The organism is Ferrovibrio sp. (genome assembly GCF_965278975.1).
Taxonomy (GTDB): domain Bacteria; phylum Pseudomonadota; class Alphaproteobacteria; order Ferrovibrionales; family Ferrovibrionaceae; genus Ferrovibrio.
Genome location: NZ_OZ257126.1, coordinates 1,465,138 through 1,490,936, shown reverse-complemented (window position 1 = coordinate 1,490,936; position 25,799 = coordinate 1,465,138). Strand labels below are relative to the sequence as shown.

At 64.3% G+C, this 25,799-nt stretch carries 22 protein-coding genes and 1 tRNA gene; 14 read left to right on the top strand and 9 right to left on the bottom strand.

Going from position 1 to position 25,799, the window contains the following annotated elements; all coding sequences use genetic code 11:
* Positions 1–6 precede the first annotated feature (6 nt).
* Positions 7–3,171: an efflux RND transporter permease subunit gene (locus ACQY7X_RS07270; RefSeq protein ID WP_428249193.1), complete on the top strand. Its 3,165-nt coding sequence runs from the start codon at positions 7–9 to the stop codon at positions 3,169–3,171.
* A gap of 60 nt (positions 3,172–3,231) precedes the next feature.
* Here the strand turns inward: ACQY7X_RS07270 and ACQY7X_RS07265 are convergent, their stop codons facing one another.
* Complete coding sequence (locus tag ACQY7X_RS07265; protein ID WP_428249192.1) at positions 3,232–4,389, bottom strand: acyltransferase family protein; 1,158 nt, start codon at positions 4,387–4,389, stop codon at positions 3,232–3,234.
* 60 nt (positions 4,390–4,449) lie between these two features.
* Between ACQY7X_RS07265 and ACQY7X_RS07260 the strand changes: the two genes are divergently transcribed.
* Positions 4,450–4,536 (top strand) — tRNA-Leu (locus ACQY7X_RS07260).
* Between the two features lie 34 nt (positions 4,537–4,570).
* On the opposite strand, the gene ACQY7X_RS07255 is transcribed toward ACQY7X_RS07260, so the two are convergent.
* Both ACQY7X_RS07255 and ACQY7X_RS07250 read right to left on the bottom strand, forming a co-directional pair.
* Positions 4,571–5,998, bottom strand: coding sequence for a TetR family transcriptional regulator (locus ACQY7X_RS07255; protein WP_428249191.1), 1,428 nt, complete (start codon positions 5,996–5,998; stop codon positions 4,571–4,573).
* A gap of 144 nt (positions 5,999–6,142) precedes the next feature.
* Complete coding sequence (locus tag ACQY7X_RS07250) at positions 6,143–8,257, bottom strand: thioredoxin domain-containing protein (RefSeq protein WP_428249190.1); 2,115 nt, start codon at positions 8,255–8,257, stop codon at positions 6,143–6,145.
* A 62-nt stretch (positions 8,258–8,319) separates the two neighbouring features.
* Here ACQY7X_RS07250 and ACQY7X_RS07245 point away from each other — a divergent pair, with 62 nt between their 5' ends.
* The 3 genes from ACQY7X_RS07245 to mnmE are packed head-to-tail and all read left to right on the top strand — an operon-like array spanning position 8,320 to position 10,337.
* Positions 8,320–8,574 (top strand): DUF6489 family protein, encoded by a 255-nt coding sequence (locus ACQY7X_RS07245; RefSeq protein ID WP_428249189.1) that lies wholly within the window; start codon positions 8,320–8,322, stop codon positions 8,572–8,574.
* A 16-nt stretch (positions 8,575–8,590) separates the two neighbouring features.
* Positions 8,591–8,971: a (2Fe-2S) ferredoxin domain-containing protein gene (locus ACQY7X_RS07240; protein WP_428249188.1), complete on the top strand. Its 381-nt coding sequence runs from the start codon at positions 8,591–8,593 to the stop codon at positions 8,969–8,971.
* Between the two features lie 7 nt (positions 8,972–8,978).
* Positions 8,979–10,337: a tRNA uridine-5-carboxymethylaminomethyl(34) synthesis GTPase MnmE gene (gene mnmE, locus ACQY7X_RS07235; RefSeq protein ID WP_428249186.1), complete on the top strand. Its 1,359-nt coding sequence runs from the start codon at positions 8,979–8,981 to the stop codon at positions 10,335–10,337.
* 34 nt (positions 10,338–10,371) lie between these two features.
* Here the strand turns inward: mnmE and ACQY7X_RS07230 are convergent, their stop codons facing one another.
* A complete protein-coding gene (locus ACQY7X_RS07230; protein WP_428249184.1) occupies positions 10,372–11,340 on the bottom strand; it encodes a hypothetical protein in 969 nt (322 codons plus the stop codon).
* A gap of 119 nt (positions 11,341–11,459) precedes the next feature.
* On the opposite strand from ACQY7X_RS07230, the gene ACQY7X_RS07225 reads away from it, so the two are divergent.
* Positions 11,460–12,002, top strand: a complete 543-nt coding sequence (locus tag ACQY7X_RS07225; RefSeq protein ID WP_428249183.1) for a GNAT family N-acetyltransferase — start codon at positions 11,460–11,462, stop codon at positions 12,000–12,002.
* 15 nt (positions 12,003–12,017) lie between these two features.
* Here ACQY7X_RS07225 and ACQY7X_RS07220 read toward each other — a convergent pair whose 3' ends face one another.
* On the bottom strand, positions 12,018–12,278 hold the full coding sequence (locus tag ACQY7X_RS07220; RefSeq protein ID WP_428249182.1) for a hypothetical protein: 261 nt from the start codon (positions 12,276–12,278) through the stop codon (positions 12,018–12,020).
* 97 nt (positions 12,279–12,375) lie between these two features.
* A complete protein-coding gene (locus ACQY7X_RS07215) occupies positions 12,376–13,158 on the bottom strand; it encodes an MOSC domain-containing protein (protein ID WP_428249181.1) in 783 nt (260 codons plus the stop codon).
* Between the two features lie 333 nt (positions 13,159–13,491).
* On the opposite strand from ACQY7X_RS07215, the gene mnmG reads away from it, so the two are divergent.
* From mnmG to ACQY7X_RS07190, 5 genes are all read left to right on the top strand, one after another.
* Entirely contained in the window at positions 13,492–15,372 is a 1,881-nt protein-coding gene (mnmG, locus tag ACQY7X_RS07210; RefSeq protein ID WP_428249179.1) for a tRNA uridine-5-carboxymethylaminomethyl(34) synthesis enzyme MnmG, read from the top strand.
* Between the two features lie 309 nt (positions 15,373–15,681).
* Positions 15,682–16,314: a 16S rRNA (guanine(527)-N(7))-methyltransferase RsmG gene (gene rsmG, locus ACQY7X_RS07205; protein ID WP_428249178.1), complete on the top strand. Its 633-nt coding sequence runs from the start codon at positions 15,682–15,684 to the stop codon at positions 16,312–16,314.
* Positions 16,315–16,340: 26 nt separating this feature from the next.
* Complete coding sequence (locus ACQY7X_RS07200; RefSeq protein WP_428249177.1) at positions 16,341–17,159, top strand: ParA family protein; 819 nt, start codon at positions 16,341–16,343, stop codon at positions 17,157–17,159.
* A gap of 19 nt (positions 17,160–17,178) precedes the next feature.
* Positions 17,179–18,135, top strand: a complete 957-nt coding sequence (locus ACQY7X_RS07195; protein ID WP_428249176.1) for a ParB/RepB/Spo0J family partition protein — start codon at positions 17,179–17,181, stop codon at positions 18,133–18,135.
* On the top strand, positions 18,135–18,806 hold the full coding sequence (locus ACQY7X_RS07190) for a hypothetical protein (RefSeq protein WP_428249175.1): 672 nt from the start codon (positions 18,135–18,137) through the stop codon (positions 18,804–18,806). The genes ACQY7X_RS07195 and ACQY7X_RS07190 overlap by 1 nt, the downstream gene beginning before the upstream one ends.
* A gap of 101 nt (positions 18,807–18,907) precedes the next feature.
* Here the strand turns inward: ACQY7X_RS07190 and ACQY7X_RS07185 are convergent, their stop codons facing one another.
* The 3 genes from ACQY7X_RS07185 to ACQY7X_RS07175 are packed head-to-tail and all read right to left on the bottom strand — an operon-like array spanning position 18,908 to position 21,357.
* On the bottom strand, positions 18,908–19,732 hold the full coding sequence (locus ACQY7X_RS07185; protein ID WP_428249174.1) for a nucleotidyltransferase domain-containing protein: 825 nt from the start codon (positions 19,730–19,732) through the stop codon (positions 18,908–18,910).
* Positions 19,729–20,451: an HD domain-containing protein gene (locus tag ACQY7X_RS07180; RefSeq protein WP_428249173.1), complete on the bottom strand. Its 723-nt coding sequence runs from the start codon at positions 20,449–20,451 to the stop codon at positions 19,729–19,731. The genes ACQY7X_RS07185 and ACQY7X_RS07180 overlap by 4 nt, the downstream gene beginning before the upstream one ends.
* A gap of 9 nt (positions 20,452–20,460) precedes the next feature.
* On the bottom strand, positions 20,461–21,357 hold the full coding sequence (locus ACQY7X_RS07175) for a hypothetical protein (protein ID WP_428249172.1): 897 nt from the start codon (positions 21,355–21,357) through the stop codon (positions 20,461–20,463).
* Positions 21,358–21,798: 441 nt separating this feature from the next.
* Between ACQY7X_RS07175 and ACQY7X_RS07170 the strand changes: the two genes are divergently transcribed.
* The 3 genes from ACQY7X_RS07170 to ACQY7X_RS07160 all read left to right on the top strand — a co-directional run bounded on the left by ACQY7X_RS07170 (position 21,799) and on the right by ACQY7X_RS07160 (position 25,753).
* A complete protein-coding gene (locus ACQY7X_RS07170) occupies positions 21,799–23,181 on the top strand; it encodes an ammonium transporter (protein ID WP_428249171.1) in 1,383 nt (460 codons plus the stop codon).
* Between the two features lie 125 nt (positions 23,182–23,306).
* The gene (locus ACQY7X_RS07165) at positions 23,307–24,812 is read left to right on the top strand and encodes a circularly permuted type 2 ATP-grasp protein (protein ID WP_428249170.1); all 1,506 of its coding nucleotides are present in this window, start codon (positions 23,307–23,309) and stop codon (positions 24,810–24,812) included.
* On the top strand, positions 24,812–25,753 hold the full coding sequence (locus ACQY7X_RS07160) for an alpha-E domain-containing protein (RefSeq protein ID WP_428249169.1): 942 nt from the start codon (positions 24,812–24,814) through the stop codon (positions 25,751–25,753). The genes ACQY7X_RS07165 and ACQY7X_RS07160 overlap by 1 nt, the downstream gene beginning before the upstream one ends.
* Positions 25,754–25,799 lie beyond the last annotated feature (46 nt).

The window sequence follows — 25,799 nt, the reverse complement described above, 5'->3', positions numbered from 1 at the left end:
ACAGCCATGAAATTCGGTCACTTCTTCGTCGACCGCCCGATCTTCGCGGCGGTCGTCTCCATCGTCACCGTGATTCTCGGTGTCATCGCCTTCCGTTTCCTGCCCGTCACGGAATATCCGGAAATCGCGCCGCCACAGATCAACGTCACGGCGGTCTATCCCGGCGCCGATGCCGAGACCGTGGCCCGCACCGTGGCAACGCCGATCGAGCAGGAAATCAACGGCGTCGAGAACATGCTCTATATGTCGAGCTACTCGACCGCCAATGGCGTGATGCAGCTCACCATCACTTTCCGCCCGGGCACCAATCTGGATACAGCCCAGGTGCAGGTGCAGAACCGCGTCTCCATCGCCGAGCCGCGCCTGCCGGAAGAAGTGCGCCGCCAGGGCATCACGACGAACAAGCAGGCCGGCGACTTCATCATGGTCGTGCATCTGCTCTCGCCCGATAAGCGCTATGACGAACTCTACATCGCCAACTACATGCAGATGCGCATCCGCGAGCAGCTGCTGCGGCTGAACGGTGTCGGCAATGTCATCGTGTTCGGCGGCAGCGAATACTCGATCCGCATCTGGCTCGACCCCGACCGCCTGTCGTCCTACGGCCTTTCGGCCAGCGATGTGGTGCAGGCGTTGCAGGCGCAGAATGTGCAGGTTTCCGGCGGCACGCTGGGCCAGCAGCCCGCACCTGACAGCAACGCCTTGCAGGCCATCGTCACCACTCAGGGCCGCTTCGAGGATGTGCGCCAGTTCCGCGAGGTGATCGTCAAATCCGGCACCGGCGGCCGCCTGGTGCGGCTGCGCGATGTCGCCCGCGTCGAACTCGGCGCCAAGGATTACAACAGCCGCTCGTATCTGGATGGCCAGACCGCGGTGGCGCTCGGCATCTTCCAGCGCCCCGGCACCAATGCGCTGGAAACCGCCCAGAGCGTCATCAACCGGATGAACGAGCTGAAGCAGGATTTCCCGCCCGGCCTGGAATACACCATCGTCTATAACCCGACCGAGTTCATCGCCCAGTCGGTGGACGAGGTGTACAAGACGCTGATCGAGGCCATCATCCTGGTGGCCCTGGTGGTGCTGGTCTTCCTGCAGAACTGGCGCGCGGCGCTGATCCCGATCCTGGCGATCCCGGTGTCGCTGATCGGCACCTTCGCGCTGATGCTGGCTTTCGGCTTCACGCTCAACGTGCTGAGCCTGTTCGGCCTGGTGCTGGCCATCGGCATCGTGGTCGACGACGCCATCGTGGTGGTGGAGAATATCGAGCGCAACATCGCCGATGGCCTCTCACCCAGAGACGCGGCGCATGAAACCATGGACGAGGTCGGCACGGCGGTGATCGCCATTGCCGTGGTGCTCTCGGCGGTGTTCATCCCCACGGCCTTCATCCCCGGCATCTCCGGCCAGTTCTACAAGCAGTTCGCGCTCACCATTGCCGGCGCCACCATCCTCTCGGCGTTCAATTCGCTCACGCTGTCGCCGGCGCTGGGCGCCATCCTGCTGAAAGCCCATGCCAAGCGCGATGCCGGCTACAAGCCGGGCTTCTTCGGCCGCCTGGCCGGCGGTTTCAACACCGGCTTCGAGAAGATGAGCAACGGTTATGCGCGCGGCGTCAATGGCATCGTCAAGCGCCGCCTGCTGATGCTCGGCTTCTACGGCCTGCTGGTGGCGGCGACCGTCTTCCTGTTCCGTACCGTGCCGCAGGGCTTCATCCCGCCGCTCGACCGTGGCTATGCCATCGTCGTGATCCAGCTGCCCGATGGCGCCTCTTTGAGCCGCACCGATGAAGTGACGCAGAAGGCGACCAAGCTGATCGAAGGCACCCCGGGCGTTGCCAATGTGGTGGCGATCCCGGGCTTCAACGGCGCCACTTTCACCAACGCGTCGAATGCCTCGGTGATCTTCACGCCGTTCACCAAGTTCGAGGAGCGCCTGCCGCATGGCCTCACCGCCGATGTCATCATCGGCCAGATGATCGGCAAGCTGATGCCGATCGAGGAAGCCTTCGTCATCGCCATCCCGCCGCCGGCGGTGCCGGGCATCGGTTCGGGCGGCGGTTTCAAGATGCAGCTGCAGAACCGTACCTCGGATGATGTGCGGCCGCTGCTCGCCGCTGCCTATCAGATGATGGGCCGGGCGCAGCAGACCCCGGGCGTCACCGGCGTGTTCACCACCTTCTCGGCTTCCTCGCCGCAGGTCTTCCTCGAGATCGACCGCACCAAGGCGCAGATGCTGAACGTGCCGCTGAGCAGCGTGTTCCAGACCCTGCAGATCAATCTCGGCTCGGCCTATGTGAACGACTTCAACGCCTTCGGCCGCATCTTCCAGGTGCGCGCCCAGGCTGATCAGCAATTCCGCCTGGATCAGGATCACATCCTGAATCTCAAGGTGCGTTCGGCCAGCGGCGATCTGGTGCCGCTGGGCAGCCTGATCGAGATCAAGGAGTCTTCCGGCCCCGACCTGATCCAGCGCTACAACATGTATGTGTCGGTGCCGCTGCAGGGCAACACGCCGCCCGGCATCTCCACCGGCCAGTCACTGAGCGTGATGGAGAATCTGGCCGCCAGCGTGCTGGAACCCGGCCAGGGCTTTGAGTGGACCGAGATCGCCTTGCAGGAACGCATGACCGGCAACACGGCCCTGTTCGTGTTCGCGCTGGCCATCGTGTTCGTGTTCCTGGCGCTGGCGGCCCAGTATGAAAGCTGGGTGCTGCCGCTGGCGATCATGCTGATCGTGCCGATGAGCATGCTGTTTGCCCTGGCCGGTGTGAAATTCACCGGGCTGGACAACAACGTGCTGGTGCAGATCGGCCTGGTGGTGCTGATCGGCCTCGCCGCGAAGAACGCGATCCTGATCGTGGAATTCGCCCGCCAGCTTGAGCATGACGGCAAGAACGCGGTGGATGCCGTGGTGGAAGCCTGCCGCCTGCGCCTGCGCCCGATCCTGATGACCGCTCTGGCCTTCATCCTCGGCGTGCTGCCGCTGGTGACGGCCTCGGGCGCGGGCGCTGAAATGCGCCGCTCGCTCGGCACCGCGGTGTTCTACGGCATGATCGGCGTCACCCTGGTGGGCCTGTTCCTCACCCCGGTCTTCTATGTGGTGCTGCGCCGCTTCACCACGGGCCGCAAGGTGCCGAACGCGGCGGTGATCCATCCCGGCCCGGCCGAATAGGCCGCGAGCCTAATCCAACGAAAAAGCCGGCGGGTCAAACCGCCGGCTTTTTTCATGCCGTCAGCGCTTCGGCCCCAGGCCCAGCGCCAGCCGGGTGAGCGGGTTGGTATCGGCAGCCTTGCTTAAAAGATAGCTGATCACGCCGGCGGCCAGCATCACGACAATGAATTTCAGCGGCCACCAGGCGGCCCAGCTCAGCAGCCACCAGCCGAGCAGGATGATCACGGTCTGGTGGAAGATGTAGAAGGCATAGGAATAGCGGCTGAAATCGCCGAGCCAGCGGAGCGGCTGGTTCAGCTTCAGCGCGCCCCAGCCGAGCAGGGCAAAGAGCCAGCCGACTTCGCCGGCCAGCCGCAGCAGGCGCGGCAGTGGCGCGGGCAAGGTGATCTGGCGGTCGAGAGCTGCGAGCCAGAGCAAGGTGCAGGCGGCGGCGATGAAAGCCGCCGGGCGCAGCAGGCCATGGATCGCCTGTTCCAGCCGGGGATGGGCGGCGATCATCCAGCCGAGCAGCAGCAGATAGAAGTAATGCGCATGGTTGGCCCAGTCGGTGGCCAGATCATGGGTGCTGGGGAAACTGGGCCGCAGCAGCACTTCCCCCGCCAGCACCGGCAGGCCGAGCAGGAAGGGGCGGTAGCCCTCGGCAAACCATGCCGCCAGCTTTTCTCCTCTGGCGCTGCGCAGGGCCGCGATCAGCGGCAGGGCGAGCAGGGAATAAAACAGCAGATAGGCGACGAACCAGAGATGGTGCCAGGAGAAATTGCCCGCCGGGTAGCAGCATTGGGTGATATGGGGCAGGAAGTCGATGTAGCTGCCGTCGAAATTCAGCGGGCTCTGGCGGTTCGGGATCTGCGGTGAAATGCGCTCGACATAGACCTGCGGCGGCACGATCACCAGCATGCCGAAAGCCAGCGGCAGCAGCAGGCGCTTGAGCCGCTCGCGCGCGATCTGGCCGCTGGACCGCTTGGCCAGCGCATAGGCCAGGCTCATGCCGGCGAGCAGGAACAGGATCGGCATATGCCACTGGTTCAGCGCCCGCACGATGGTATCGGCCACCTGGGTGTAGTGCGGGTCCTTGATATGCCAGGGCTCGATGTTGAAAAGCCGCGCGGTGTGGAACACCAGCAGCAGCAGCACAGCCAGACTGCGCAGATTGTCGATATCGAGGCGGCGTTCGGTCTGAGTGGGCGCTGGGGGCTGGATCGCGGGGGGCTGGATCATGGGGGCCATGCTAGCGGGTCCGGGCCGGCTTATGCTAGACAACCGATCGCTGGTCAGCCTGCCCGCTTGGCGGAATTGGTAGACGCACGGGACTTAAAATCCCGAGGCCGCAAGGCCGTGCCGGTTCGAGTCCGGCAGCGGGCACCAGTTATAGTAACGTCGTTATCTATGGATAACAATGTTACGGGTTTATCCCGCCGAGCCAGGCGGTAATCGCCTTCACCACATCGCCATCCATGCCCCAGAAGCCGTGATAATGCGCGGCTTCGCAAGGATCGCCCTTGGGGGCTGCGCCGCCGCTCACCGTCTGGATATCCACGCGCGGCGCATTGACCAGCAGCGCCTTGTAGCGGTCGGCGTCGCCGGGCGGGGTGACGGCGCAGGCATCGTCGCGGTGGCGCAGCAGCAGCACAGGCACGCGGATCTGGCTTGGCCCCAATGTGTCCGCCGCCGGGATCTTCTGGCTGATCAGCATGCCCGAGGTGATAACGGCGCTATCGGGGCGCTCGGGCCGCGCGGCATTGAAGATTGCCGCCACCGAAACCGCGCCCCGGCTGGTGCCGACCGCATGCACCGGCAGCCCAAGTTTGCGCGCTTCCGCCACCACCAGGGCCATATCGTTGGCGAATTCCGGCTTGAAGCGGTAGCTGTTCTGGTTTTTCAGGTCGCTGGCGATATCGGGTGCCAGATAGGCATAGCCGGCGGCGACATAGCCCTGGCGGCTGCGGATCAGCTGGTTTCCGGCCAGGCCGCCGATTTTGCCCTCGGGTGAAAGATCGAGGATACCGCTGCCGCCGGCGAGCAGGATCACAACGCCCCTGGCGGTGCCGGCAGGCTGGTCGGCGAGGATACGGAGGCTGGCGCCAGGGCGGGGGGTCAACTCGATGACGCGTTCAGCGGCCCCGGCAATGCCTGGCAGCAGCATGGCGCATAACAGCGTTATCAATTTTGCTCCCGCCATGGCATACTCCCATTGCAGCCGGGCGATCAGGGCGTCCAGGTGATGGTCCAGCAGCGGCGGCGCTTCCTGGTTCAGCGGCTTCAGCCGCCCGGTATGGTGCGCGGTGAGCAGGCCGAGCAAATGCGCAAACAGGCTGGCGGTCTCGATCTCGGTCAGCGTCTCGGAAAGCTGGCCCAGCCGGCGCAGGCAGGCGGCGAAGCCTTCCAGGCTCTGGCGCAGGCGGTCATTGAGGTCGCGGTCGATATCACGGCCCAGGCCCTGGCGGGTCAGGCCGGGGCGGCTGTCGGAACGGAAAAGATAGAGCCCGAGCGACACTTCCGCCGGCCGGGCGGCGTAATACTCGAACCAGGCATGGGCGGCGGCTTTCAGCTTCTCGCCATCCTGCCGCGCCTGGGCCAGGGCTGAGAGCACCGCGCCTTCCACATTCTCCAGCGATTCCCGCAGCAGGGCGGCGTAGATTTCCTCCTTGGCCGGAAACAGCGGGTAGATCGCGCCGGTGGTGCAGCCGGCCGCCGCCGCGATTTCGCGCATGGTGGCGGCTTCCAGGCCGTGTTCGGCAAAGATGCGCTTGGCGGCGTCCAGGATCTGGCGGCGCTTCAGGTCGCGCAATTGCGCGCGGTTCTCGGTCTTCGTATCCGGGGTGGTCATCAATACCCGATGCCATCAATGGCCGATGATCAGCAAATCCAGCGCCCGCAGGATGGCATTCCGCTCGGCTTTAAGCGAGGCCAAAGGCGGCGCCAGCATGGTTTTCGGCAGCGGGTTACCACCCCGCTGGCGCGGGAACCCGGCCTACTGAATTCCCCGCGTCGCCCGCAACTGCGCCGTCAGCTCGTCGGCAAGCGTCACCGGCAGGCCGCAGGTCTGGCCGACGCAGATATAGGCGGTGGGCAGGTTGTTCACCTGGGTCTTGCCATGGGCGGGATGGCTTTCCGGCAGCGGCTTGGCCGGATCGGCCACCAGCAGCACCCGGTTCGGCAGCGAGAGCGCATAGGCGGCATCGATCATTTTCTCGGTGGCCGGTTCGCCGCGATGGCCGAGGATGGTGACCTGCACCGCGTTGGCATAGAGATCAGCGCCGTTGAGGAAGCTGGCGAGTGGGAAGAAGTTGCGCGTCGCCTCGCCCGAGAAGGCGCCGAGCTGGCTTTCGCAGGCTTCGCGCCAGGCAACATCGCCGGTGAGATACCACAGCCGGGCGAAAATGCCGGTGAGCAGGCCGTTGCCCGACGGCGTGGCATTGTCGGCAATCACGCGGCTGCGCGCCACCAGGGCCTCGGCATCGCGCGCGGTGAGGAAATAGCCGCCATGCACCGCATCGGCATAATCCGCCTGCAGGGTGGCGAGCCAGCGTTTCGCCTGTTCGAGATAGGCCGGGTTGCCGGTGGCTTCATAGAGCGCCAGCGCCGCCTTGGTCATGGCGGCATAGTCATCCAGCATGCCGGGATAGATCAGCTGGTCCTGGCGCCAGGAATGGCCCAGGCGGTCATCGCCCACCGCCATCGTGGTAGTGATGAAGCCCCAGGCGCGCTCGGCCAGCCCAAGCCAGCCAGGCCGCTTGTATTGCCGCGACAGGCCAGCCAGCGTGGCGATCATCAGGCCGTTCCAGTCGGCCAGCACCTTGTCGTCCCAGCCCGGCTTGATGCGTTTGTCGCGCACTGCAAACAGTTTCTCGCGGCAGGCTTGCAGCCGCGCTTCGCCCGCTGCATCGAGCAGATCGGGCTTGAGCGAGCGGCGCAGGATCACCTTGTGCTCCCAGTTGCCCGCGTCCTCGACATCGTAATGCTCAGCGAAGAAAGCCGCGTCGGCACCGAGCAGCGCATCGATCTCGGCTTTCTGCCAGACGTAGAACTTGCCTTCCTCGCCTTCTGAATCCGCATCCTGCGTGGCGGCGAAGGCGCCGCCTTCCGCCAGCATCTCGCGCTCCAGCCAGGCTACGGTTTCCTCGATGCGCTGGCGCAGCAGCGGATCATGGGTCTCAGCCTCGATCAGCGCGAAATGCTCCAGCAACAGCGCGTTGTCGTAGAGCATCTTCTCGAAATGCGGCGCCAGCCATTCGGCATCCACCGAGTAGCGCGCGAAGCCGCCGCCGAGATGATCGTAGATGCCGCCCTGAGCCATGCGCACGGCGGTGGTGATCACGGCTGAGGAATAATCCGGCCGCGCGGTGCGCAGATAGGCGCGCCAGATCGCCTCGAAGATGCCGCTCTGGGGAAATTTCGGCGCGCCGCCAAGGCCGCCCTGCACCGGATCGACATGGCTCAGCAATTGCTCGGCCACCTGATCGAGGATCGCGGCATCCAGGCTGATGCTTTCCATCGCCTGCGGCCGCGCCATCTGGCGCAGGCCCTGCACCAGCATGGCCTTGTTCTTGGCGATGGCATCGGGCTTGGTGTGATAGGCCTCCGAGACGCGGCGCAGCACATCGGGAAAACCGGCGCGGCCATAGCGCGGCTCGGGCGGAAAATATGTGCCGCCCCAGAACGGTTCGCCATCGGGGGTGAGGAACATGGTGAGCGGCCAGCCGCCATGCTCGCCGAGCAGATGCAGCGCGTTCATGTACAGCGTGTCGATATCCGGCCGTTCCTCGCGGTCGACCTTGATATTGACGTAGAGCTGGTTCATCAGCCCGGCGATTTCGGGATTCTCGAAACTCTCATGCGCCATGACATGGCACCAATGGCAGGCGGCATAGCCCACAGAGAGCAGGATCGGCTTGTTCAGCGCCCGCGCGGCGGCCAGCGCACCGGGGCCCCAGGGCTGCCAATGCACCGGGTTGTCCTTATGCTGCTGCAGATAGGGCGAGGCGGCACGGTCAAGGTTGTTGCGGCTGGCCAGCAGCAGCGGATCACCAGACTGCAACGGGTCGCCAGTCTGCAGCGGATCACCTGACAACGGGGCATCGGTCATGCTAGGTATGCCTCTGTTATGCCTTTGGCCGGGTTGATGTTCTTGCAGCAGAGGAGAGCCGGATGAAGATAACAGTGAACGTGGACTGCACGCCAGAGGAAGCCCGCGCCTTCCTCGGCCTGCCGGATGTGCAGCCGTTGCAGGAAGCGGTGATGGCGCAGATGCAGGAGCGGGTGATGAATTCGCTCAATGCCATGGACCCGGAAAGCCTGCTCAAGACCTGGGCCCCGCTGGGGTTGCAGAGCATGGAGCAGATCCAGCGGTTCTTCCTGTCGCAATTCACCACCGGAACCACCCCCGGCAACGGTAAAAAGTAACAGCGAGTTCAAGCCCATGACCCAGCTTCCCGGCGATCCGGCAGATTTTTACCGCGCCCATATTTTCGTCTGCACCAACGAGCGGCCGGAGAACCATCCGCGCGGCTCCTGCGGCCGCAAGGGCTCGGAAAAGCTGCGCAACTACATGAAGGTGCGGGCCAAGGAACTGGGCCTGGACTTGGAGGACGGGGTGCGGGTGAACAATGCCGGCTGCCTGGAACGCTGCGAGGTCGGCCCGGCGATAGTGATCTACCCGGACGGCATCTGGTATCGCGCCGAGACTTTCGCCGATATCGACGAAATCCTGGACGTGCATGTGCGTCAGGGTGGCCGGGTCGAGCGCCTGCTGCTGCGGCCCGAAGACGGCCCGGACCACAAGGCCAAGAAGCAGAAATAACGCTGCTATGCCAAGCTCGGGCCTGCCAGGCCAGGACATTACTGGCACGATCTATGCCCTCTCCAGCGCTCCTGGGCGGGCCGGGGTGGCGGTGGTGCGGCTTTCCGGCCCCGGCGCCGGCCCGGCGCTCACCGCTCTGGCGGGCCGGCTGCCACCGCCGCGCCAGGCTGCCCGGGCGCTGCTCAAGGATGCCACCGGCGGCGCCATCGACGATGCCCTGGTGCTGTGGTTCCCCGGCCCGGGCAGCTTCACCGGCGAGGATGTGGCGGAATTCCATATCCATGGCGGCCGCGCCGTGCTGGCGGCTTTGTTCGCCGCGCTCCGCGCCCGGCCCGGCCTGCGGCTGGCCGAACCCGGCGAATTCAGCCGCCGCGCTTTCGCCCATGGCAAGCTCGACCTGACCCAGGCGGAGGCCATCGCCGACCTGATCGACGCCGAGACCGAGGCCCAGCGCCGCCAGGGTCTGACCCAGCTTCAGGGCGAACTGGGCCGGCTTTACGAACGCTGGCGCCAGAGCCTGCTGCGGGCGCTGGCGCATCTGGAAGCCGATATCGATTTCCCCGAGGAAGACCTGCCCGAAGGCGTGGCCGACGCCGTGAAGCCACAGGTGCGGGCGCTCTCGGCCGAGCTGGCGGCGCATCTCGCCGATAACCGGCGCGGCGAGCGGCTGCGCGATGGCGTCGGCGTCGTCATCCTCGGCGCGCCGAATGTCGGCAAGTCGAGCCTGCTCAACGCGCTGGCGCGGCGCGAGGCGGCGATCGTTTCCGACATCGCCGGCACCACGCGCGACATCGTGGAAGTGCATCTCGATCTCGGCGGCTATCCGGTGGTGCTGGCCGATACCGCGGGGCTGCGCGAAACCGCCGACCGCATCGAAAGCGAAGGCGTGCGCCGCGCGCTCGCCCGCGCTGACAGCGCCGACCTCAAACTGGTGGTGATCGACGCCGCCGCCTGGCCCGACCTGCCTGCGGCAACAGCGGCGCTGATCGACAGCGACACGCTGCTGATCGCCAACAAGACCGACACCCGGCCGCTGCCCGAAGGTGCCAGCTATCAAGGCCGTCCGGTGCTGCCGCTTTCGGTGAGTACCGGCGCCGGGCTGGATGAACTGCTTGAATTACTCGGCACCGAAATCGCCGCGCGCTACAGCCCGTCCGGCACCGCCAGCCTGACCCGCGCCCGGCATCGCGAGGCGCTGGAACATTGCCATGCCGCCCTGGCGCGGTTCCTGGCCAATGACGGCGACACCGAACTCGCCGCCGAGGACCTGCGGCTGGCCGCCCGCGCCTTGGGCCGCATCACCGGCAGCGTCGGCGTCGAGGATATACTCGACATCGTGTTCCGCGATTTCTGCATCGGGAAGTAAGCCAGTGATTGAGATAACGCTACTTATCCACTCGTTATGTTGCATCCCCATGGCCACTGGCGTATATCCAATCCCATTCTGGTAAGTCTTCCTTTTTGCCTTCGTGATATTGCTTTTGACTGTCAGCTACATTTTGACCGGTGAAATATACGCGGAAGTTAACAGTACGCTGCTTTCCGAAAATATCTTCATAGAATGTGGTTCCCCAGCAAAACAAGCCAGCCCTTTTGTTGCGAATTTCCTCCAGTTCGCCCTGGGTTGTTGTTGCTTTGGCGTTGAACCAAGTTTTGTTGGTATCGACATTCGGAAAAATAGTTATGTGATTATCTATGATTCGTGTTGGCTCTTCAAAAATGAAGTCATCGGGCAGGGGCAATGAAAGTGTTCGTATTTCGAATACATGTCGCATCCGGAAGGCAGGCGACTGCCCGTGGTTGACGGGTTTGAATTCAATTGAAACAGTTCCGCCCTCGTACAAACCACCAAGTTTATTGGGGGTCATCGACAAATAGGCCCGCAATTCTCGCTCAGCACTTTCTCGTGCGACCGCAATCGATTCCTCCGCTGCATCGGCGGATTTACGGCTCAATTCCAGGGCCTTCCGCGTGTAATAGAGCGACCAGCCAACGGCAACTATACCCAGGCCGCCGAACACGAGTTGCCAGACAGCAAGTCGGGCCATTCTCTCACCAGCAGCAGCAGCAGCCCATTGTGCTTCAAGGTCGAGAGCATCATGATAATCACTGCTTTTGTCGGGGGCATCTGCGAGCCTTTCAGCAGTATCTTTGGGGCTGCTGCTTTTGACATCGCCAATCCATTTGATCGCATCGTCTGGTGCACTGGCGCTGCGGCGGGCTTCATAGTCTGCTTTTGCTGCCGCAGCATCATCAAGGATTCGCCATGGTATTGGCTGGCTATAATAAACCGCCACTAGGCCAAAAGTGATACCGAGAACGACACAAAATCCAAATGTAATACCGTGCAGCCAATCGCGATTAGACATTGAATTAGAACCCCAAGCGTATCCCCCGGCTAATTTTATTGGCGATATTCTTTTCTGTCTCGGAGATTCCCGCAGGGGTAGGCTTTTCGGCCACCCGCCGGAAATGATACTGGTTGGTCATGGATAGCCATTATCCCCATCTCGATACGGCGCGGCTGAGCCTGCGGGCGTTCAAGCCTGATGACCTAGCCTTTCTGCAGAGCTTTGCGCTGCGCCCGGCCTTCTGGCGCTACCTGCCGGGGCCGGAGCCGATGCCGGAATTGATCGAGGCCTATCTTGAGGCGCGGCTGCTGGCCCAGGAGGCCGGCAATATCAATGACTGGCATTTCGCCATCGAGGCGCGCGACAGCGGCCTGCTGGTCGGCACCGCGCGGCTCAGCATCCAGAGCCGCGAACATGCCAATGCCTCGCTGGCGGTGTCGCTCGACAGCGACCATTGGCGTTTGGGCCTGGGCCGTGATGCGCTGGCGGTGCTGGTGGATTTCGGCTTCGAGACCCTGGGGCTGCATCGCCTGAGCGCGCTTATCGATGCCGAGAACAAGGCCGGCATCGCGCTGGCGGAAGCCGGTGGCTTCAGCCGCGAAGGGCTGCTGAAGGAGAATCTGCGGCTGCGCGGCCAGTGGCGCGACAGCCTGGTCTATGCCCGGCTCAGCGCCGCCTGATTCAACGCCGGCTGATCAGACTTCGAAATCCTTGAACAGCGCGAAAGGCTCGCCGCAGCAGGGGCAGGCCATGTCACGCAGATTCGACAGCACATTATTGCCGGCAAGCTGGGCGTCTTTTTTCAGCCGCAGCAATTCCGCTGCCACTGCCTGATGCAGAGCGGTGCAGGCCGAAGCGGTTTCCGGCAGCAGCAGGGCGGTGCCGCTGATGGCGCCACCGATGCCGATTGTGCTGCCGGCGGAAGCGGTGAGGAAGGCGCGGCGGGATAGGCGCATGGCGATGTCCAAGGCAATGTTTTCGGCGAAAGCTGCCACAACATGGCGCCGCGCCTCGCTGTGGCGCAAGGGGCTTTACCGAAGCTTTATGGCGGGTTCAGCGTAGCGTTACGCTATCGCCGACGCGGATCGTGCCGCCCTGCACCACCTTGGCATAGAGGCCGCAATCCTGGTGGCCGTATTCCCGGTTCAGGATGTCGAGCGTCGGCAGGTTGCGCGCGCCGTTCAGCGGATCGAGCGTGGTGGCGGGGCAGCGGCCGATGATCTCGACCATTTCCAGTTCGGCGCCGCCGACGCGCAGCCGCTTGCCGATCCAGTCCATCTCCACCCAGGGCGAGAGGCCATCGAGCAGCAGATTGCCGCGCATGCGGCGCTGATCGAAGGCGGTGCCGGCATGGCTGCCGATGGCATCGAGGCTGGCGCGGTTCTGGATCGAAAGGAATTTCGGCTCGACATCGCTGAAACTCACGCCCGGCGCTTCAGCGACCACCAGCTTGCCGCGCGCTTCCTGCGGCAGCCGTTTCAGCAGCACGTCGCAGAGCGCGGCGCGGCCCGGTTCAGTGGTGAGGTCGGCATCGCGCAGCAGCTCAGCGCCATTCTCGCTCAAGGAAACCACATCGCCGCCTTCGGCATAGCGCGCGCGGATCGCGGCAATCGCCGGGGTGCGCGCCCAGTTGAGGAAATGCGCCTTCTTCTGCCAGCCGGGCTGGGCCGGATCATAGGCCGATGAACCATGGGCGATGGCGAAGCGGCGGTCGCCGGGCAAAGCCTGGCCGATGCCGAGCGTGGTTTCGCTCAGGCTCTGCTCATCCAGGCCCTTCACGGGATAGCGGCTGATATGGGCGAGGCGGATGCTGCCAGTATGGGTCGTATCGGTCATGGCGTATGGTCCAGGCGGAATGTCTGGGCGCGACCATGTCCGCGCCGCCCGGTTCCGGTCAATCAGATACATGTATGGGTACATGTGAGAACAAATAAAGAATTAGACCTATTTGTTCATTATATGTACTGAAAACGGCTGTGTTTCACGTGAAACAGGACAAAGAAGGATGCGTCATTCTCGCGAAAGCGAGAATCCCATTTTTATAGTCCCTTAAATGGGACCCCCGCTTTCGCGGGGGTGACGACTAGGCAGGGGTCAACAGCAAGCTGTTTCACGTGAAACAGCGATTCCTTTTGACGGGGGATAAAGCGGGGGATAGAACCCGCGCCCATGAGCGAGTCTTATGATGTCATTGTGATCGGCGGCGGCCATGCCGGCTGCGAAGCGGCTGCTGCTTCGGCGCGCATGGGCGCCCGCACCCTGCTACTGACCCACAAGCTGGAAACCATCGGTGAGATGTCCTGCAACCCGGCCATCGGTGGCTTGGCGAAGGGCCATCTGGTCCGGGAAATCGACGCTTTGGACGGCGTGATGGGCCGCGCCGCCGACCGTGCCGGCATCCAGTTCCGGCTGCTCAACCGCTCCAAGGGACCCGCTGTGCGTGGGCCGCGCACCCAGGCCGACCGCAAGCTCTATCGCCAGGCGATGCAGGCGATCCTGGCCGAACAGCCCAATCTCGATTGCCGCGCCGGGGCTGTGGAAGACCTCTGCATCGAGAATGGCGAGCTGAAGGGCGTTTTCACGGGACCCGATTTCACGGGAAATGGTGAGTTCATCGCCGCGCCCCGGGTGATCCTCACCACCGGCACCTTTCTCTCCGGCCTGATCCATATCGGCGAGGAGAAAATCCCGGCCGGAAGGGTGGGGGAGGCGCCGTCGCTCGGCCTGTCCCAGACCCTGGCGCGGCTCGGCTTCCCGTTGGGCCGGCTGAAAACCGGCACGCCGCCGCGCCTGGATGGCCGCACCATCGACTGGTCGGGCCTGGAAATGCAGGCCGCCGATGATCCGCCGGTGCCGTTCAGCTTCCTTACGACCAAGATCACCGTGCCGCAGATCGAGTGCGGCATCACCTATACCTCCGAAGCCGGCCATGAGCTGATCCGGGCCAATCTGCACCGGGCGCCGATGTATTCCGGCCAGATCGAGGGCACCGGGCCGCGCTATTGCCCGTCCATCGAGGACAAGGTGGTGCGGTTTCACGAGAAACAGCGCCACCAGATCTTTCTGGAGCCGGAAGGCCTGGACGATCCGACCATCTATCCGAACGGCATTTCCACCTCGCTGCCGCGCGATGTGCAGTTGGCGTTGCTGAAAACCATCCCGGGGCTGGAAAACGCCGTGATGCTGCGGCCGGGCTATGCCATCGAGTATGATTTCGTCGATCCGCGCGAATTGCTGCCCAGCCTGGAGACCAAGCGCCAGAAGGGGCTGTATTTCGCCGGCCAGATCAACGGCACCACCGGCTACGAGGAAGCGGCGGCCCAGGGGCTGATTGCCGGCCTGAATGCCGCGTTGTCTGCTGGTGGCAGTACCGAACCCTTCATTCTCGACCGCGCTGACGCCTATATCGGCGTGCTGGTGGACGATCTGGTGACGCTTGGCACCCGCGAGCCCTACCGCATGTTCACCAGCCGGGCGGAATACCGCCTGTCCTTGCGTGCCGATAATGCCGACCAGCGTCTGACCCCGCTGGGCATGGCCATCGGCTGCATCGGTGTTTCCCGTGAAACAGTCTTTTCGGCCAAGGCCGAGGCGCTGGCCGAGGCCCGCAGGCTGGCCAATGACCTGCGCATGACCCCGGCGGCTCTGGCCAAGCACGGGATTACCGTCAATCAGGACGGCCAGCCGCGTTCGGTGCTGCAATTGCTCGGCTATCCGGGCATCGACATGGTGCGCCTGGCCCAGGTCTGGCCCGAACTGGGCGGATTTGCGCCCCAGATCGTCGAGCAGATCGAGATCGATGGCCGCTATGCCGGCTATATGGAGCGCCAGGAGGCCGATATCCTGGCCTTCCGCAAGGATGAAAGCCTCTCCCTGCCGGTGGACCTGGATTACGACGCCATCGGCGGCCTCTCCGCCGAAGTGCGCCTGAAGCTGAAAACCGCCCGCCCGGCAACGCTGGGCCAGGCCGGCCGCATCTCCGGTGTGACGCCGGCTGCCCTCATCGCCCTGCTGGGCCATGTGAAGAAGCGCGCCCGCCGGGTGGCGTAGGGCTTTCCGCTCTAGAACTGCCTTTGTTGATTGTCACCCTCGCGAAAGCGAGGGTCCCATTATCCGTTGCCGGGAAAACAATGGGATTCCCGCTTTCGCGGGAATGACGAGAGCGGGGAGGTGGTGGCTGTTTCACGTGAAACAGCGAAAGGCGTTTCAGCGCCGGGACTTCGCCATCGAAACCAGTGTTTCACGTGAAACACTCGCTCAAGTCGGACATGGCGAGGGGAGATGGTTTGCCCGGCCCAAAAAATCGGATTCCCGCCTGCGCAGGCATGACAAGGCGGGCGGCCCGTCTATATTGCCGCCATGACTCCTACCCATTTCCAGGCTGCCGACTTCCAGGCCGCGACCGGCTGTAGCGATGCCGTGCTGGCGCGCCTCGAAATCTATGCGGCGCAATTGGTGAAGTGGCAGAAGGCGATCAATCTGGTGGCGCCGAATACGCTGCCCGATCTGTGGCGCCGCCACTTCCTGGATTCCGCGCAATTGCTGGCGCTGGCAGATGGGGCGGGCGGCACCTGGCTCGATCTCGGCTCGGGCGCGGGCTTTCCCGGCCTGGTGATCGCCGCGATGGGCCGCGAGAATCTGGTGCTGGTGGAAAGCGATACGCGCAAGGCGGTGTTCCTGCGCGAGACGGCGCGGCTGATGGATGTCAGCGCCACCGTGCGCAGCGAACGCATCGAAGCGGTTCCCCGTGAAACACTGAAAGAAGTGGGCGTGATTTCCGCCCGCGCCCTGGCGCCGCTGGAGCAGCTGTTTTCCTGGGCCGCGCGCTTCGCCGGGCCGCAGACATTGCTGCTGTTTCCCAAGGGCCGCCAGGCCGAGGATGAATTGACGCTCGCGGCCAAATCCTGGAAAGTAGCTTCACAGGAAACCTTTCCGAGCCAGAGCGATGGCGAGGGCAGGGTTCTCCGCTTCAGGGGCTTGGTGGCGCAATGAGTACGGAAGAAGAACATACTCAGGAAATGATGCCAGGGACGTTAGACGGCCTGCGTCATGCCCGCGTGCTCGCCATCGTCAATCAGAAGGGCGGGGTGGGCAAGACCACCACTGCCATCAACCTGGCCACGGCTCTGGCCGCTGTCGGCGAGCGCGTGCTGCTGATCGACAGCGACCCGCAGGGCAATGCCTCCACCGGCCTGGGCCTGAGCTATGACGAGCGTGGCGCCGGCACCTATCAGGTGCTGATGGGCGAGGCGAGCCTGGAAGAAGCCGTGCACCAGACCAAGGTGCCGAACCTGTTCATCGTGCCGGCCACCGTCGATCTGTCCGGTGCCGAGCTGGAACTGATCGATCTCGACCGCCGCCAGCATCGCCTGGCCGATGCGCTCGATGCCGCTGGTGACGCCCTCGACTACGACCATGTGCTGATCGATTGCCCGCCCTCGCTGACGCTGCTTACCGTCAACGCCATGGCGGCGGCCGATGCCGTGCTGGTGCCGCTGCAATGCGAGTTCTTCGCGCTGGAGGGCCTCAGTCAGCTTCTGCGAACAGTGGAGCGCGTGCGTGGCTCGCTCAACCCGGCGCTGGAAGTGCAGGGCGTGGTGCTGACCATGTTCGACAAGCGCAACAATCTCTCCGAACAGGTCGCCGCCGATGTGCGCGGCTTCCTCGGCGAGAAGGTCTACGACACCGTGATCCCGCGCAATGTGCGTGTCTCGGAAGCGCCGAGCTTCGGCGTGCCGGCGCTGATCTACGATTTCCGCTGCCCTGGCAGCACCGCTTACATGAGCCTGGCGCGCGAAGTGATCCGCCGCGAACAGGCCCTGCGTGACGCCGCCTGACGCGGCGCCGGAGTACAGCATGATCGACGATCCGAAAAAGCGCCTGGCCGATCCGGCAGCGGCCAAGCGTGGCCTGGGGCGCGGCCTTGCCGCGCTGATGGGCGATGGCGGCGCCACCGGCGCACCTGCCGAGGCGGCGCCACGCGGCGGCCTGCGCGACCTGCCGATCGAGCAGCTGATGCCGAACCCGTATCAGCCGCGCCAGATCTTCAATGCCGAAGCGCTGGCTTCGCTGGCCGCCTCGATCAAGGAACGCGGCGTGCTGCAGCCGCTCGTCGTGCGGCGCTCGGCCACCAAGGCCGGGATGTTCGAGATCATTGCCGGCGAGCGGCGCTGGCGTGCCTCGCAGATGGCGCAGCTGCATCATGTGCCGGCGGTGATCAAGGAGATCGACGACCGCCAGGCGCTAGAGATCGGCATCATCGAGAATGTGCAGCGCCAGGATCTCAACGCCATGGAAGAGGCGCAGGCCTATCGCCGCCTCACCGATGAATTCGGCTATACGGCGGATGCGATTGCCGACGCCATCGGCAAGAGCCGCCCGCATGTCGCCAATACGCTGCGCCTGCTCCAGCTTCCCGAAAGCGCCATCAAGCTGATCATCGATGGCCGGCTTACCGCCGGCCAGGCACGGCCGCTGATCGGCCATCCGCAGGCCGCCGAGCTGGCCGTGCAGATCGCCGATGGCAAGCTCACCGCGCGCCAGGCCGAAAGCATGGCGAAGATTGCCAAGGCGGTGGGCGGCGGCACGGTTGTGCCAAAAGCGCCCAAGGCCGGCGGCGCTTCGACGGCGGCGCCCACGGCGCCGAAGAAGAAGGATGCCGACACGCTGGCCTTCGAGCGCGGTTTAAGCCAGGCACTCGGCCTCGTCGTCGAGGTCGAGGTCGGCGAGGATCATGAGAGCGGTCGCCTGATCATCAACTACCGCCGCCTCGAACAGCTCGACGACCTGGCAAAGAAACTCAGCCGGAGATAATGGCGGCGGCCCGGCCCGATATCGAGGTCGATGCCGAAGCCGGCGTCATTCGGGTTTACGATTCACCCATCAGGCTTGAGCGTGAATTCTGGGGCTGGTTTCTGCTGGCGACCGCAGCGCCATTTCTGCTGTTTTTCTTCGCCGATATTCTCACGTTGATAGAGACCCGAAAAGGCAGGGGAGGTCTTTGGCCTGTTGCACTGTTCCCTTACTTGGCCGGCCTCTTTTTTGTCTTTGTCTCCATCTATCGCGGTTACCGGGTGCATAAGCGGATGCTGTATCTCGGTCCGGCGCTGGTTTTCTCGCCGCAGGGGCTGGTGGACCATTGGCTTGGCATCGGCTGCATCCCGTGGGACTTCGTCCGCGCCGGCAGTGGCAAGTCGAACTGGTTCCTGCGTCCGGCGGTGCGGCTCGAACGCGACCGGATCGACGAATGGCTCGGCACCATGCATGACAAGCAATGGATGCCGAAAAGCGGCTGGCTGTCGCGCGCTGAATCCTGGGACCGTCGTGTCGGCCTGTCGCAGACCGGCGGCACGTCACTGGCGCTGGAGCGCGACGACCTGCTCTGGCTGATTGCCCATCATGCTTCGGTAAAGGGCCTGCCCGAAGGCTACCAGCCGAAGCACCCGGCGCTGGCCGGCCTGCCGCCGGGAAGGCTCCTGCCATGAAACCGATGTTTCGGCGGCTTGTTCCAGATCGGGCGCCCGCCATGCCCAGGCCGATGGCGTGCCGGAAAGCTACCGCCCGCGCCATCTGGCGCTGATCGGCCTCAGCCCGCGGGCGCGCTGAAACCGATGGCGCGCCAGAATTCGGCGTCGAGCAATGCCGCCATATCGGCGGCGGGGGCGTCGCCGGTCTGAGGATTGATTGGCTGTGGCGCCGACAGGCTGAATTCTGCCGCGATGAAACCATCAAGGCTTGGCCGGCGCGGGCCGTTGCCGAGTTCGACGGTTTCTGCTTTCAGCCGGCGCAGGGCGTCGAGCTCATTGGCGATGGCATCCGGCAGGGCGCAGCCGGCCAGCAGGCCATCCAGATGCATCGGCAGCGGCTGGCCGGGATTGCGGCGCAGGAAACGCAGATTCAGCAACGGCCGCAGCACATAGAAATAGGTCTTGAGCTTGACCTGCTCACCGCTGGCGAGATGCTTCTCCACCTGGCGCTCGGCGAGATGGCGGTAGTGATAGGCGGCGGCGCGGCCCCAGGCGGTCTGCTCCGACAGCCGCACCAGGTTCGGCCGCGTGATGCCGTCGCAGCGATAGACCAGTGGCGACACCGCCCATTCCAGCAAGGTGGGATTGCCGCGCGCCAGCAGCTTCAGCGCCTTGGCGATATCCCAGCCGTTGATATCGAGCACCGGATCGACCGGCCGCTCCACCACATCGCGCAGCGGCTCCAGGCGTAGGTAATCCGCCACCGGCCGGGCATAGATGAAGCGCACGTCGAAATCGCTGTCGGGCGATGGAAAGCCCCAGGCGCGGCTGCCGGATTCGATGGCGAACAGGATGCGGATGCCATGCGCCTGTTCCAGTGCCTCAAGTTCCGCCGCGATGCGCGCCGCCATGTCGGCTGGAATGGCGGGTGCAATGGGCGTCATGGCTGCGCCTCCTTGAGTGCGGCGCGGATTATGGCGATGCGCAATTCGCGCTGCCGTGGCGATGCCGGCACAGCAGCGGCGGCGCGATAGCAGCGGCGCAGCAACCCACCCTGCGGATAAGGCCGCTGCTCATGCCCGAGGCGGCCGCGCGCATCGGCCTCGCAGACCAGCAGCAGGCTTTCCAGCCGCTGCGGCTGGCGCCATTTGTCGCTTAAAGCCGCCAGCAGATCATGCAGCGTGGCGGGCCGCAGGTTTGCTGCCTGATGCACCATGAGATGCCAGCGGCAGGCTGCCATGCCGAGATCGGCCCAATCCTCAGGCAGGCCGAGGCGCGTGCTGAGTGCCGCGATGATCGGCAGGCCGCTCTGCTCATGGCCGACATGGCGCGGCCATTCCGCCGGTGGCGTTGCGGCCTTGCCGAGATCATGCACCAGGGCGGCAAAGCGCAGCGCCGGATCGGCACTCAAGGCGCAGGCCTGGCGCAGCACCATCAGGCAATGCCGCCCAGTATCGATCTCGGGGTGATGCGCCTCGGGCTGCGGCACACCCCACAAGGCATCCACTTCGGGCAGCAGCTGGCCGAGCCGGCCAGCATCGCGCAGAGCCTGCAGGAAGTCCCACGGCGCCGGACCGGCCAGGGCAGCGCGCAAGGCGCTGGCGAATGTCGCCGCCTCCGGCGTGCCGAGATTATTATGGTTCACGGCATCATGATGGCTCACAGCAAAGCCTTACGGCGTGTTGCCCGGCTGCCAGCCGGCGATGCTTACCGCATCGCCCTGGCGCAGCACCGTGTAACGCACTAGGCGCCGGATCGGCCGGCCGGACAGATTGCTCTCGTCGATCCGCAGGTAGTCGAGCGCCACGTCGATCTCAAAGCCACTGTCTGTGTCCTTCGCCTCACCGCGCAGCGACCAATCTTTGAGCAGGCTGTTGTCGCGGCCTTCGCTGTCGGGCAGCTTGCTGCTATTTGCAGTGAAATGCTGGCGCAGCGCAGCATCGAATTTGCGCCAGTTGATTCCCGATACCGGCAGCGTCGTCGTGGTCGGTACGGTATCGGCTAGTGGCTTGGCACCATCACGCTGCAGCAGCGAGTTGATCTGCCAATGACCGACATGGGGCCAGACCGGTCGCAGATTTACCTCGTCATTGCACCTGACAAGAGCCGGAGCGATCACCGTGCTGAGCAGGCTTATGCCGGCGCCCGCCATACCGGCGGCGAGGCCGCCCGTATTGACCGGGTCGATATAAGTCGGGCGGCTGCAGTCGAACTCTTTCACCGCCACCTCGATGAACCACTCGCCGCCGGCCTGCAGTTCGGCGCGCTGCAGCAATGTTTCCGCCATGGCATTCCTGCTTCCGGCTTCCTCAAGGCGCAGCTCATAGCTGCCGGGTGCCACGTCCCGGATCAGGTAACTGTCGTTGCGGATATTGCCAAGGCTGACATTGTTCAGCAGGGCGCGCGGCTGTGGCCGGCCCGGATCGACGCGGTAGAGCACGATGCGGGCGGTATCCTGCGGCTTTGCCGGCATCTGCATCGGCGCGGTATAGGTGAAGTCGCGCCCGCGATCAGGCACGCAGGCGGCGAGCAGCAGGCAGCACAGCAATAATAAGGTGGGTCGGCGCATAGCACCCCAGGCTGGTTTCCGGGCTTGACCGTAAGACTATGTAGACCGCGAGGAGGTATTACAACTTGGTGTGATGCCTTTGGATGGAAGTGCGCTTGCCAGGGCCGGTTTTCCACCCCGACTATCTCCTCAGAGCCGCCTAAAGGCACCGACTCCCAGGCAGGCAGCGCCAAACAATCGCCATAATACCGCCTATTCCGTTGGCATTTAGGCGGTGAATGGCGTTATTTTAGGCATGCATCTGGGGCGCTGCCTGCTATGGCGGCGTGATTCGGGGGCGAATCAACGCTGAATCCGGCTTTGTTGCATTGCAGCCAAGTGGCACGGTTCTTGTAAACCTGAAATCCCGAGGCGCGTACCAGGGTGGGTCGGCCGGTCCGGAAGTTGTGCCGGGCGGCGACCGGCAGGTGGTGCGGGTCACCAAGCAGGAGGTTATCGACAATGCCACGTCTTTCCGTAACGGCGATGCCCGCCGTCCCTCAGAATTACGGCCGCCAGCTCGGCTGGCTGCTGCTGGCGCTCGCCGCCATGTTTGCGCTGCTGCCGTTCCATGCCTTCGCCCAGGCCGCCGCGCCGGCTGCCGCCGAGGCCGCCGCCGCGCCGAAGCTTGATACCGGCGATACCGCCTGGATGCTCACCTCCACCGCCCTGGTGCTGCTGATGACCATCCCGGGCCTGGCGCTGTTCTACGGCGGCATGGTCCGCAAGATGAACGTGCTCACCATCATGATGCAGTCCTTCGCCATCACCTGCCTGGTGTCGGTGCTGTGGATGATCATCGGTTACAGCCTGGCCTTCTCGCCGGGCAACGCCATCATCGGCGGCTTTGGCAACCTGTTCCTGTCCGGCATCGCCATCGACAGCGTGAACGACCTGGCCAAGACCATCCCGGAGACGGTGTTCCTCACCTTCCAGATGACCTTCGCCATCATCACCCCGGCCCTGATCACCGGTGCCTTCGCCGACCGCATGAAGTTCTCGGCGATGCTGTGGTTCATCGGCCTGTGGCTGATCTTCGTCTATGCCCCGGTTGCCCACATGGTTTGGGGCGGCGGTCTGATGGGCGAAATGGGCGTGCTCGACTTCGCCGGCGGCACCGTGGTGCATATCAACGCTGGCATCGCCGGCCTGGTTGCCTGCTTGGTCATCGGCAAGCGCATGGGCCATGGCAAGTCCAGCCACGCGCCGCATAACCTGACGCTGTCGATCATCGGCGCCAGCCTGCTGTGGGTTGGCTGGTTCGGCTTCAACGCCGGTTCCGCCGCCGGTGCCAACGTCAATGCCGGCATGGCCATGCTGGTCACCCAGATCGCCACCGCTGCTGCCGCTCTCGCCTGGATGTTCGCCGAGTGGATCGCTCGCGGCAAGCCCAGCGTGCTCGGCATCATCTCCGGCGCTGTTGCCGGTCTGGTTGCCATCACCCCGGCTGCCGGCTTTGTCGATCCGATGGGCGCGCTCATCATCGGCCTGATCTCCGGCGTGGTCTGCTTCGTCGCCGCCACCAGCGTGAAGAACGCTCTCGGCTACGACGACAGCCTCGATGCCTTCGGCGTCCATGGCGTCGGCGGCATCGTCGGTGCGGTGCTCACCGGCGTGTTCGCCAAGGCGGCGATTGCCGGCAAGGATGCCCCGCTGGGCCTGCTGGACGGCAATGGCGGCCAGGTGCTTACCCAGATCTACGGTGTGGTCATCACCATCGTGTTCACCGCGATCGTGACCCTGATCATCCTCAAGATCGTGGATTGGACCATCGGTCTGCGCGTCGACGAGGCCACCGAACGTGACGGCCTCGATCTCAACTTGCACGGCGAGACGGTGCAGTAAGACGCGCATACTTGCAGCCCGGACCGACACACCCACCCGTCGGCCCGGGCTGCATCTTTTTCGCTTCCCGCTACGCGGCCAATCCCCTACTCTGATTGCCAGCGACTAGATTACGGGGGATCGCGATGCCCGCTTTCGATGAAATGACCGAAGCCGGTGGCGTGGTCCGCATCCCCTACCAAGGCTATTCGCGCTGGCTCAAGAATGTGCCCGCCGATGTGCCGGCCAAGCGCCGCCATGAAGCCGACACGCTGTTCCGCCGCCTTGGCATCACCTTCGCCGTCTATGGCGAGGGCGGCGACACCGAACGCCTGATCCCCTTCGATATCGTGCCGCGTATCCTTGCCGCCTCCGAATGGGCGCGGCTGAAGCGCGGGCTTGAGCAGCGCGTCAAGGCGCTGAACGCCTTCCTGCACGATATCTATCATGAGCAGGACATCATCCGCGCCGGCAAGATTCCGGCCGACCTGATCCTCGGCAACGAGCAGTTCACCGGCGCCATGGCCGGGTTCCGCGTGCCGCACGGCATCTACACCCATATCGCCGGCATCGACGTGGTGCGCACCGGCGAAAACGATTTCTTCGTGCTGGAAGACAATGCCCGCACGCCCAGCGGCGTCAGCTACATGCTGGAAAACCGCGAGGCGATGATGCGCCTCTTCCCCGATCTGTTCGCCCAGGTGCGTGTCGCCCCGGTGGGCCATTACGCCGATGCGCTGCTGCAGACTTTGCGCGAATGCGCGCCGCCGAACTGCAATGAAGAACCCACCGTGGCGCTGCTGACGCCCGGCGTCTACAACTCGGCCTATTTCGAGCATGTCTTCCTGGCCGAGCAGATGGGCATCGAGCTGGTGGAAGGCTCGGACCTGGTGGTCAGGGACGGCTTCGTCTACATGCGCATGGTCGGCGGCCTGAAGCGCGTCGACGTGCTCTACCGCCGGCTCGATGATTCCTTCCTCGACCCGCAGGCTTTCCGCAAGGATTCGATGATCGGCGTGCCGGGCCTGTTCGCCGCCTACAAGGCCGGCAACATCACGGTCACCAACGCGGTCGGCACCGGCGTCGCCGATGACAAGTCGGTCTATCCCTATGTGCCGGACATGGTGCGCTTTTACTTGGGCGAAGAACCGACTTTGGCAAATGTGCCGACTCATATTCTGCGCCGGCCGGACGACCTGAAATACACACTCGAGCATCTCGACGAGCTGGTGGTGAAGGAAGTGCATGGCTCCGGCGGCTACGGCATGCTGGTCGGCCCGCGTTCCAGCAAGGCCGAGATCGAAGCCTTCCGCGCCAAGATCATCGCCAAGCCGGAAGCCTATATCGCGCAGCCGACCCTGGCGCTTTCCACCTGCCCGACCTTTGTCGAAAGCGGACTGGCGCCGCGCCATGTCGATCTGCGGCCCTTCGTGCTGTCGGGCAACAGCACGCGCATCGTGCCGGGCGGCCTCACCCGCGTCGCCTTGCGCGAAGGCTCGCTGGTGGTGAATTCCAGCCAGGGCGGCGGCACCAAGGATACCTGGGTGCTGGAACCCCTGCCCGGCGAAGTGATGCCGGAGGAACCGGCGCAAGGTCAGACCCAATCCCAGTCTCAGTCTCAGGCCCAATCTCAGGCGGCGGGGGCTGAATAATGCTGAGCCGCGCCGCCGATAACCTCTACTGGATGATGCGCTATGTCGAGCGTGCCGAGAACATGGCGCGCATGCTGGACGTGACGCACCGCATGTCGCTGATGGGTGCCGATACTGGCATGAACCAGTGGGATGCGGCGCTGATCATCGCCGGTGCCGACAAGCCCTTCGCCCTGCGCGGCGGCTCTGCCACGCCGCGTTCGGTGATCGACTTCCTGGCTTTCGCGCCGGACAATCCCTCTTCCATCGCTGCCTGCCTCAAGGGCGCGCGCGAAAATGCCCGCGCCATGCGGGCGCAGATCACCAACGAAGCCTGGGAAAGCATCAACGCCGCCTGGCTGGAAATGCGCACGCTCACGCTCGACAAGGTGGAGGCCGACGGCCTGCGCGGCTTCTTCGACTGGGTGCGCGACCGCAGCCATCTGTTCCGCGGCGTGGCGGAAGGCACCATGCAGCGTGGCGACGCCTATCGCTTCATGCGCCTTGGCACGCTGATCGAACGCGCCGATTCCACGGCGCGTATCCTGGACGTGAAGTATCATATCCTGCTGCCCAGCCCGCGCGATGTCGGCGGCGCGGTGGATTACTACCAGTGGGGCGCGCTGCTGCGCTCGGTGTCGTCTTTCCGCATCTACCGCCAGATCTATCGCGACAGCATCACGCCGCTGCGCGTTGCCGAATTGCTGATCCTGCGCGACGACATGCCGCGCAGCCTGCATAACTGCTTCTCCGAAATCGTCGAGATCATGCAGCATCTGCGCGTGCATTACCGGCGCGACTATGAATCCGTACGCCTGGCCGAACGCCTGCTGATGAAGCTGCGCTATGGCACAATCGACGAGATCGTCGCCAAGGGTCTGCACGAATATCTCACCGAGGCGATCGACCAGAATATCGAACTCGGCAGCATGATCGCCCAGGATTTCATGCACAGCGCCTGAAGATTGCCGGCCTGGGCCGGCAGCCTCGGACAATAAAAAAACCGCC

Bases quoted from the DNA above. Each gene is read 5' to 3' on its own strand.
- ACQY7X_RS07270 (WP_428249193.1), top strand. From the start codon at position 7: ATGAAATTCGGTCACTTCTTCGTCGACCGCCCGATCTTCGCGGCGGTC.
- ACQY7X_RS07265 (WP_428249192.1), bottom strand. From the start codon at position 4,389: ATGATCCAGCCCCCCGCGATCCAGCCCCCAGCGCCCACTCAGACCGAA.
- ACQY7X_RS07255 (WP_428249191.1), bottom strand. From the start codon at position 5,998: ATGACCACCCCGGATACGAAGACCGAGAACCGCGCGCAATTGCGCGAC.
- ACQY7X_RS07250 (WP_428249190.1), bottom strand. From the start codon at position 8,257: ATGACCGATGCCCCGTTGTCAGGTGATCCGCTGCAGACTGGCGACCCG.
- ACQY7X_RS07245 (WP_428249189.1), top strand. From the start codon at position 8,320: ATGAAGATAACAGTGAACGTGGACTGCACGCCAGAGGAAGCCCGCGCC.
- ACQY7X_RS07240 (WP_428249188.1), top strand. From the start codon at position 8,591: ATGACCCAGCTTCCCGGCGATCCGGCAGATTTTTACCGCGCCCATATT.
- mnmE (WP_428249186.1), top strand. From the start codon at position 8,979: ATGCCAAGCTCGGGCCTGCCAGGCCAGGACATTACTGGCACGATCTAT.
- ACQY7X_RS07230 (WP_428249184.1), bottom strand. From the start codon at position 11,340: ATGTCTAATCGCGATTGGCTGCACGGTATTACATTTGGATTTTGTGTC.
- ACQY7X_RS07225 (WP_428249183.1), top strand. From the start codon at position 11,460: ATGGATAGCCATTATCCCCATCTCGATACGGCGCGGCTGAGCCTGCGG.
- ACQY7X_RS07220 (WP_428249182.1), bottom strand. From the start codon at position 12,278: ATGCGCCTATCCCGCCGCGCCTTCCTCACCGCTTCCGCCGGCAGCACA.
- ACQY7X_RS07215 (WP_428249181.1), bottom strand. From the start codon at position 13,158: ATGACCGATACGACCCATACTGGCAGCATCCGCCTCGCCCATATCAGC.
- mnmG (WP_428249179.1), top strand. From the start codon at position 13,492: ATGAGCGAGTCTTATGATGTCATTGTGATCGGCGGCGGCCATGCCGGC.
- rsmG (WP_428249178.1), top strand. From the start codon at position 15,682: ATGACTCCTACCCATTTCCAGGCTGCCGACTTCCAGGCCGCGACCGGC.
- ACQY7X_RS07200 (WP_428249177.1), top strand. From the start codon at position 16,341: ATGATGCCAGGGACGTTAGACGGCCTGCGTCATGCCCGCGTGCTCGCC.
- ACQY7X_RS07195 (WP_428249176.1), top strand. From the start codon at position 17,179: ATGATCGACGATCCGAAAAAGCGCCTGGCCGATCCGGCAGCGGCCAAG.
- ACQY7X_RS07190 (WP_428249175.1), top strand. From the start codon at position 18,135: ATGGCGGCGGCCCGGCCCGATATCGAGGTCGATGCCGAAGCCGGCGTC.
- ACQY7X_RS07185 (WP_428249174.1), bottom strand. From the start codon at position 19,732: ATGACGCCCATTGCACCCGCCATTCCAGCCGACATGGCGGCGCGCATC.
- ACQY7X_RS07175 (WP_428249172.1), bottom strand. From the start codon at position 21,357: ATGCGCCGACCCACCTTATTATTGCTGTGCTGCCTGCTGCTCGCCGCC.
- ACQY7X_RS07170 (WP_428249171.1), top strand. From the start codon at position 21,799: ATGCCACGTCTTTCCGTAACGGCGATGCCCGCCGTCCCTCAGAATTAC.
- ACQY7X_RS07165 (WP_428249170.1), top strand. From the start codon at position 23,307: ATGCCCGCTTTCGATGAAATGACCGAAGCCGGTGGCGTGGTCCGCATC.
- ACQY7X_RS07160 (WP_428249169.1), top strand. From the start codon at position 24,812: ATGCTGAGCCGCGCCGCCGATAACCTCTACTGGATGATGCGCTATGTC.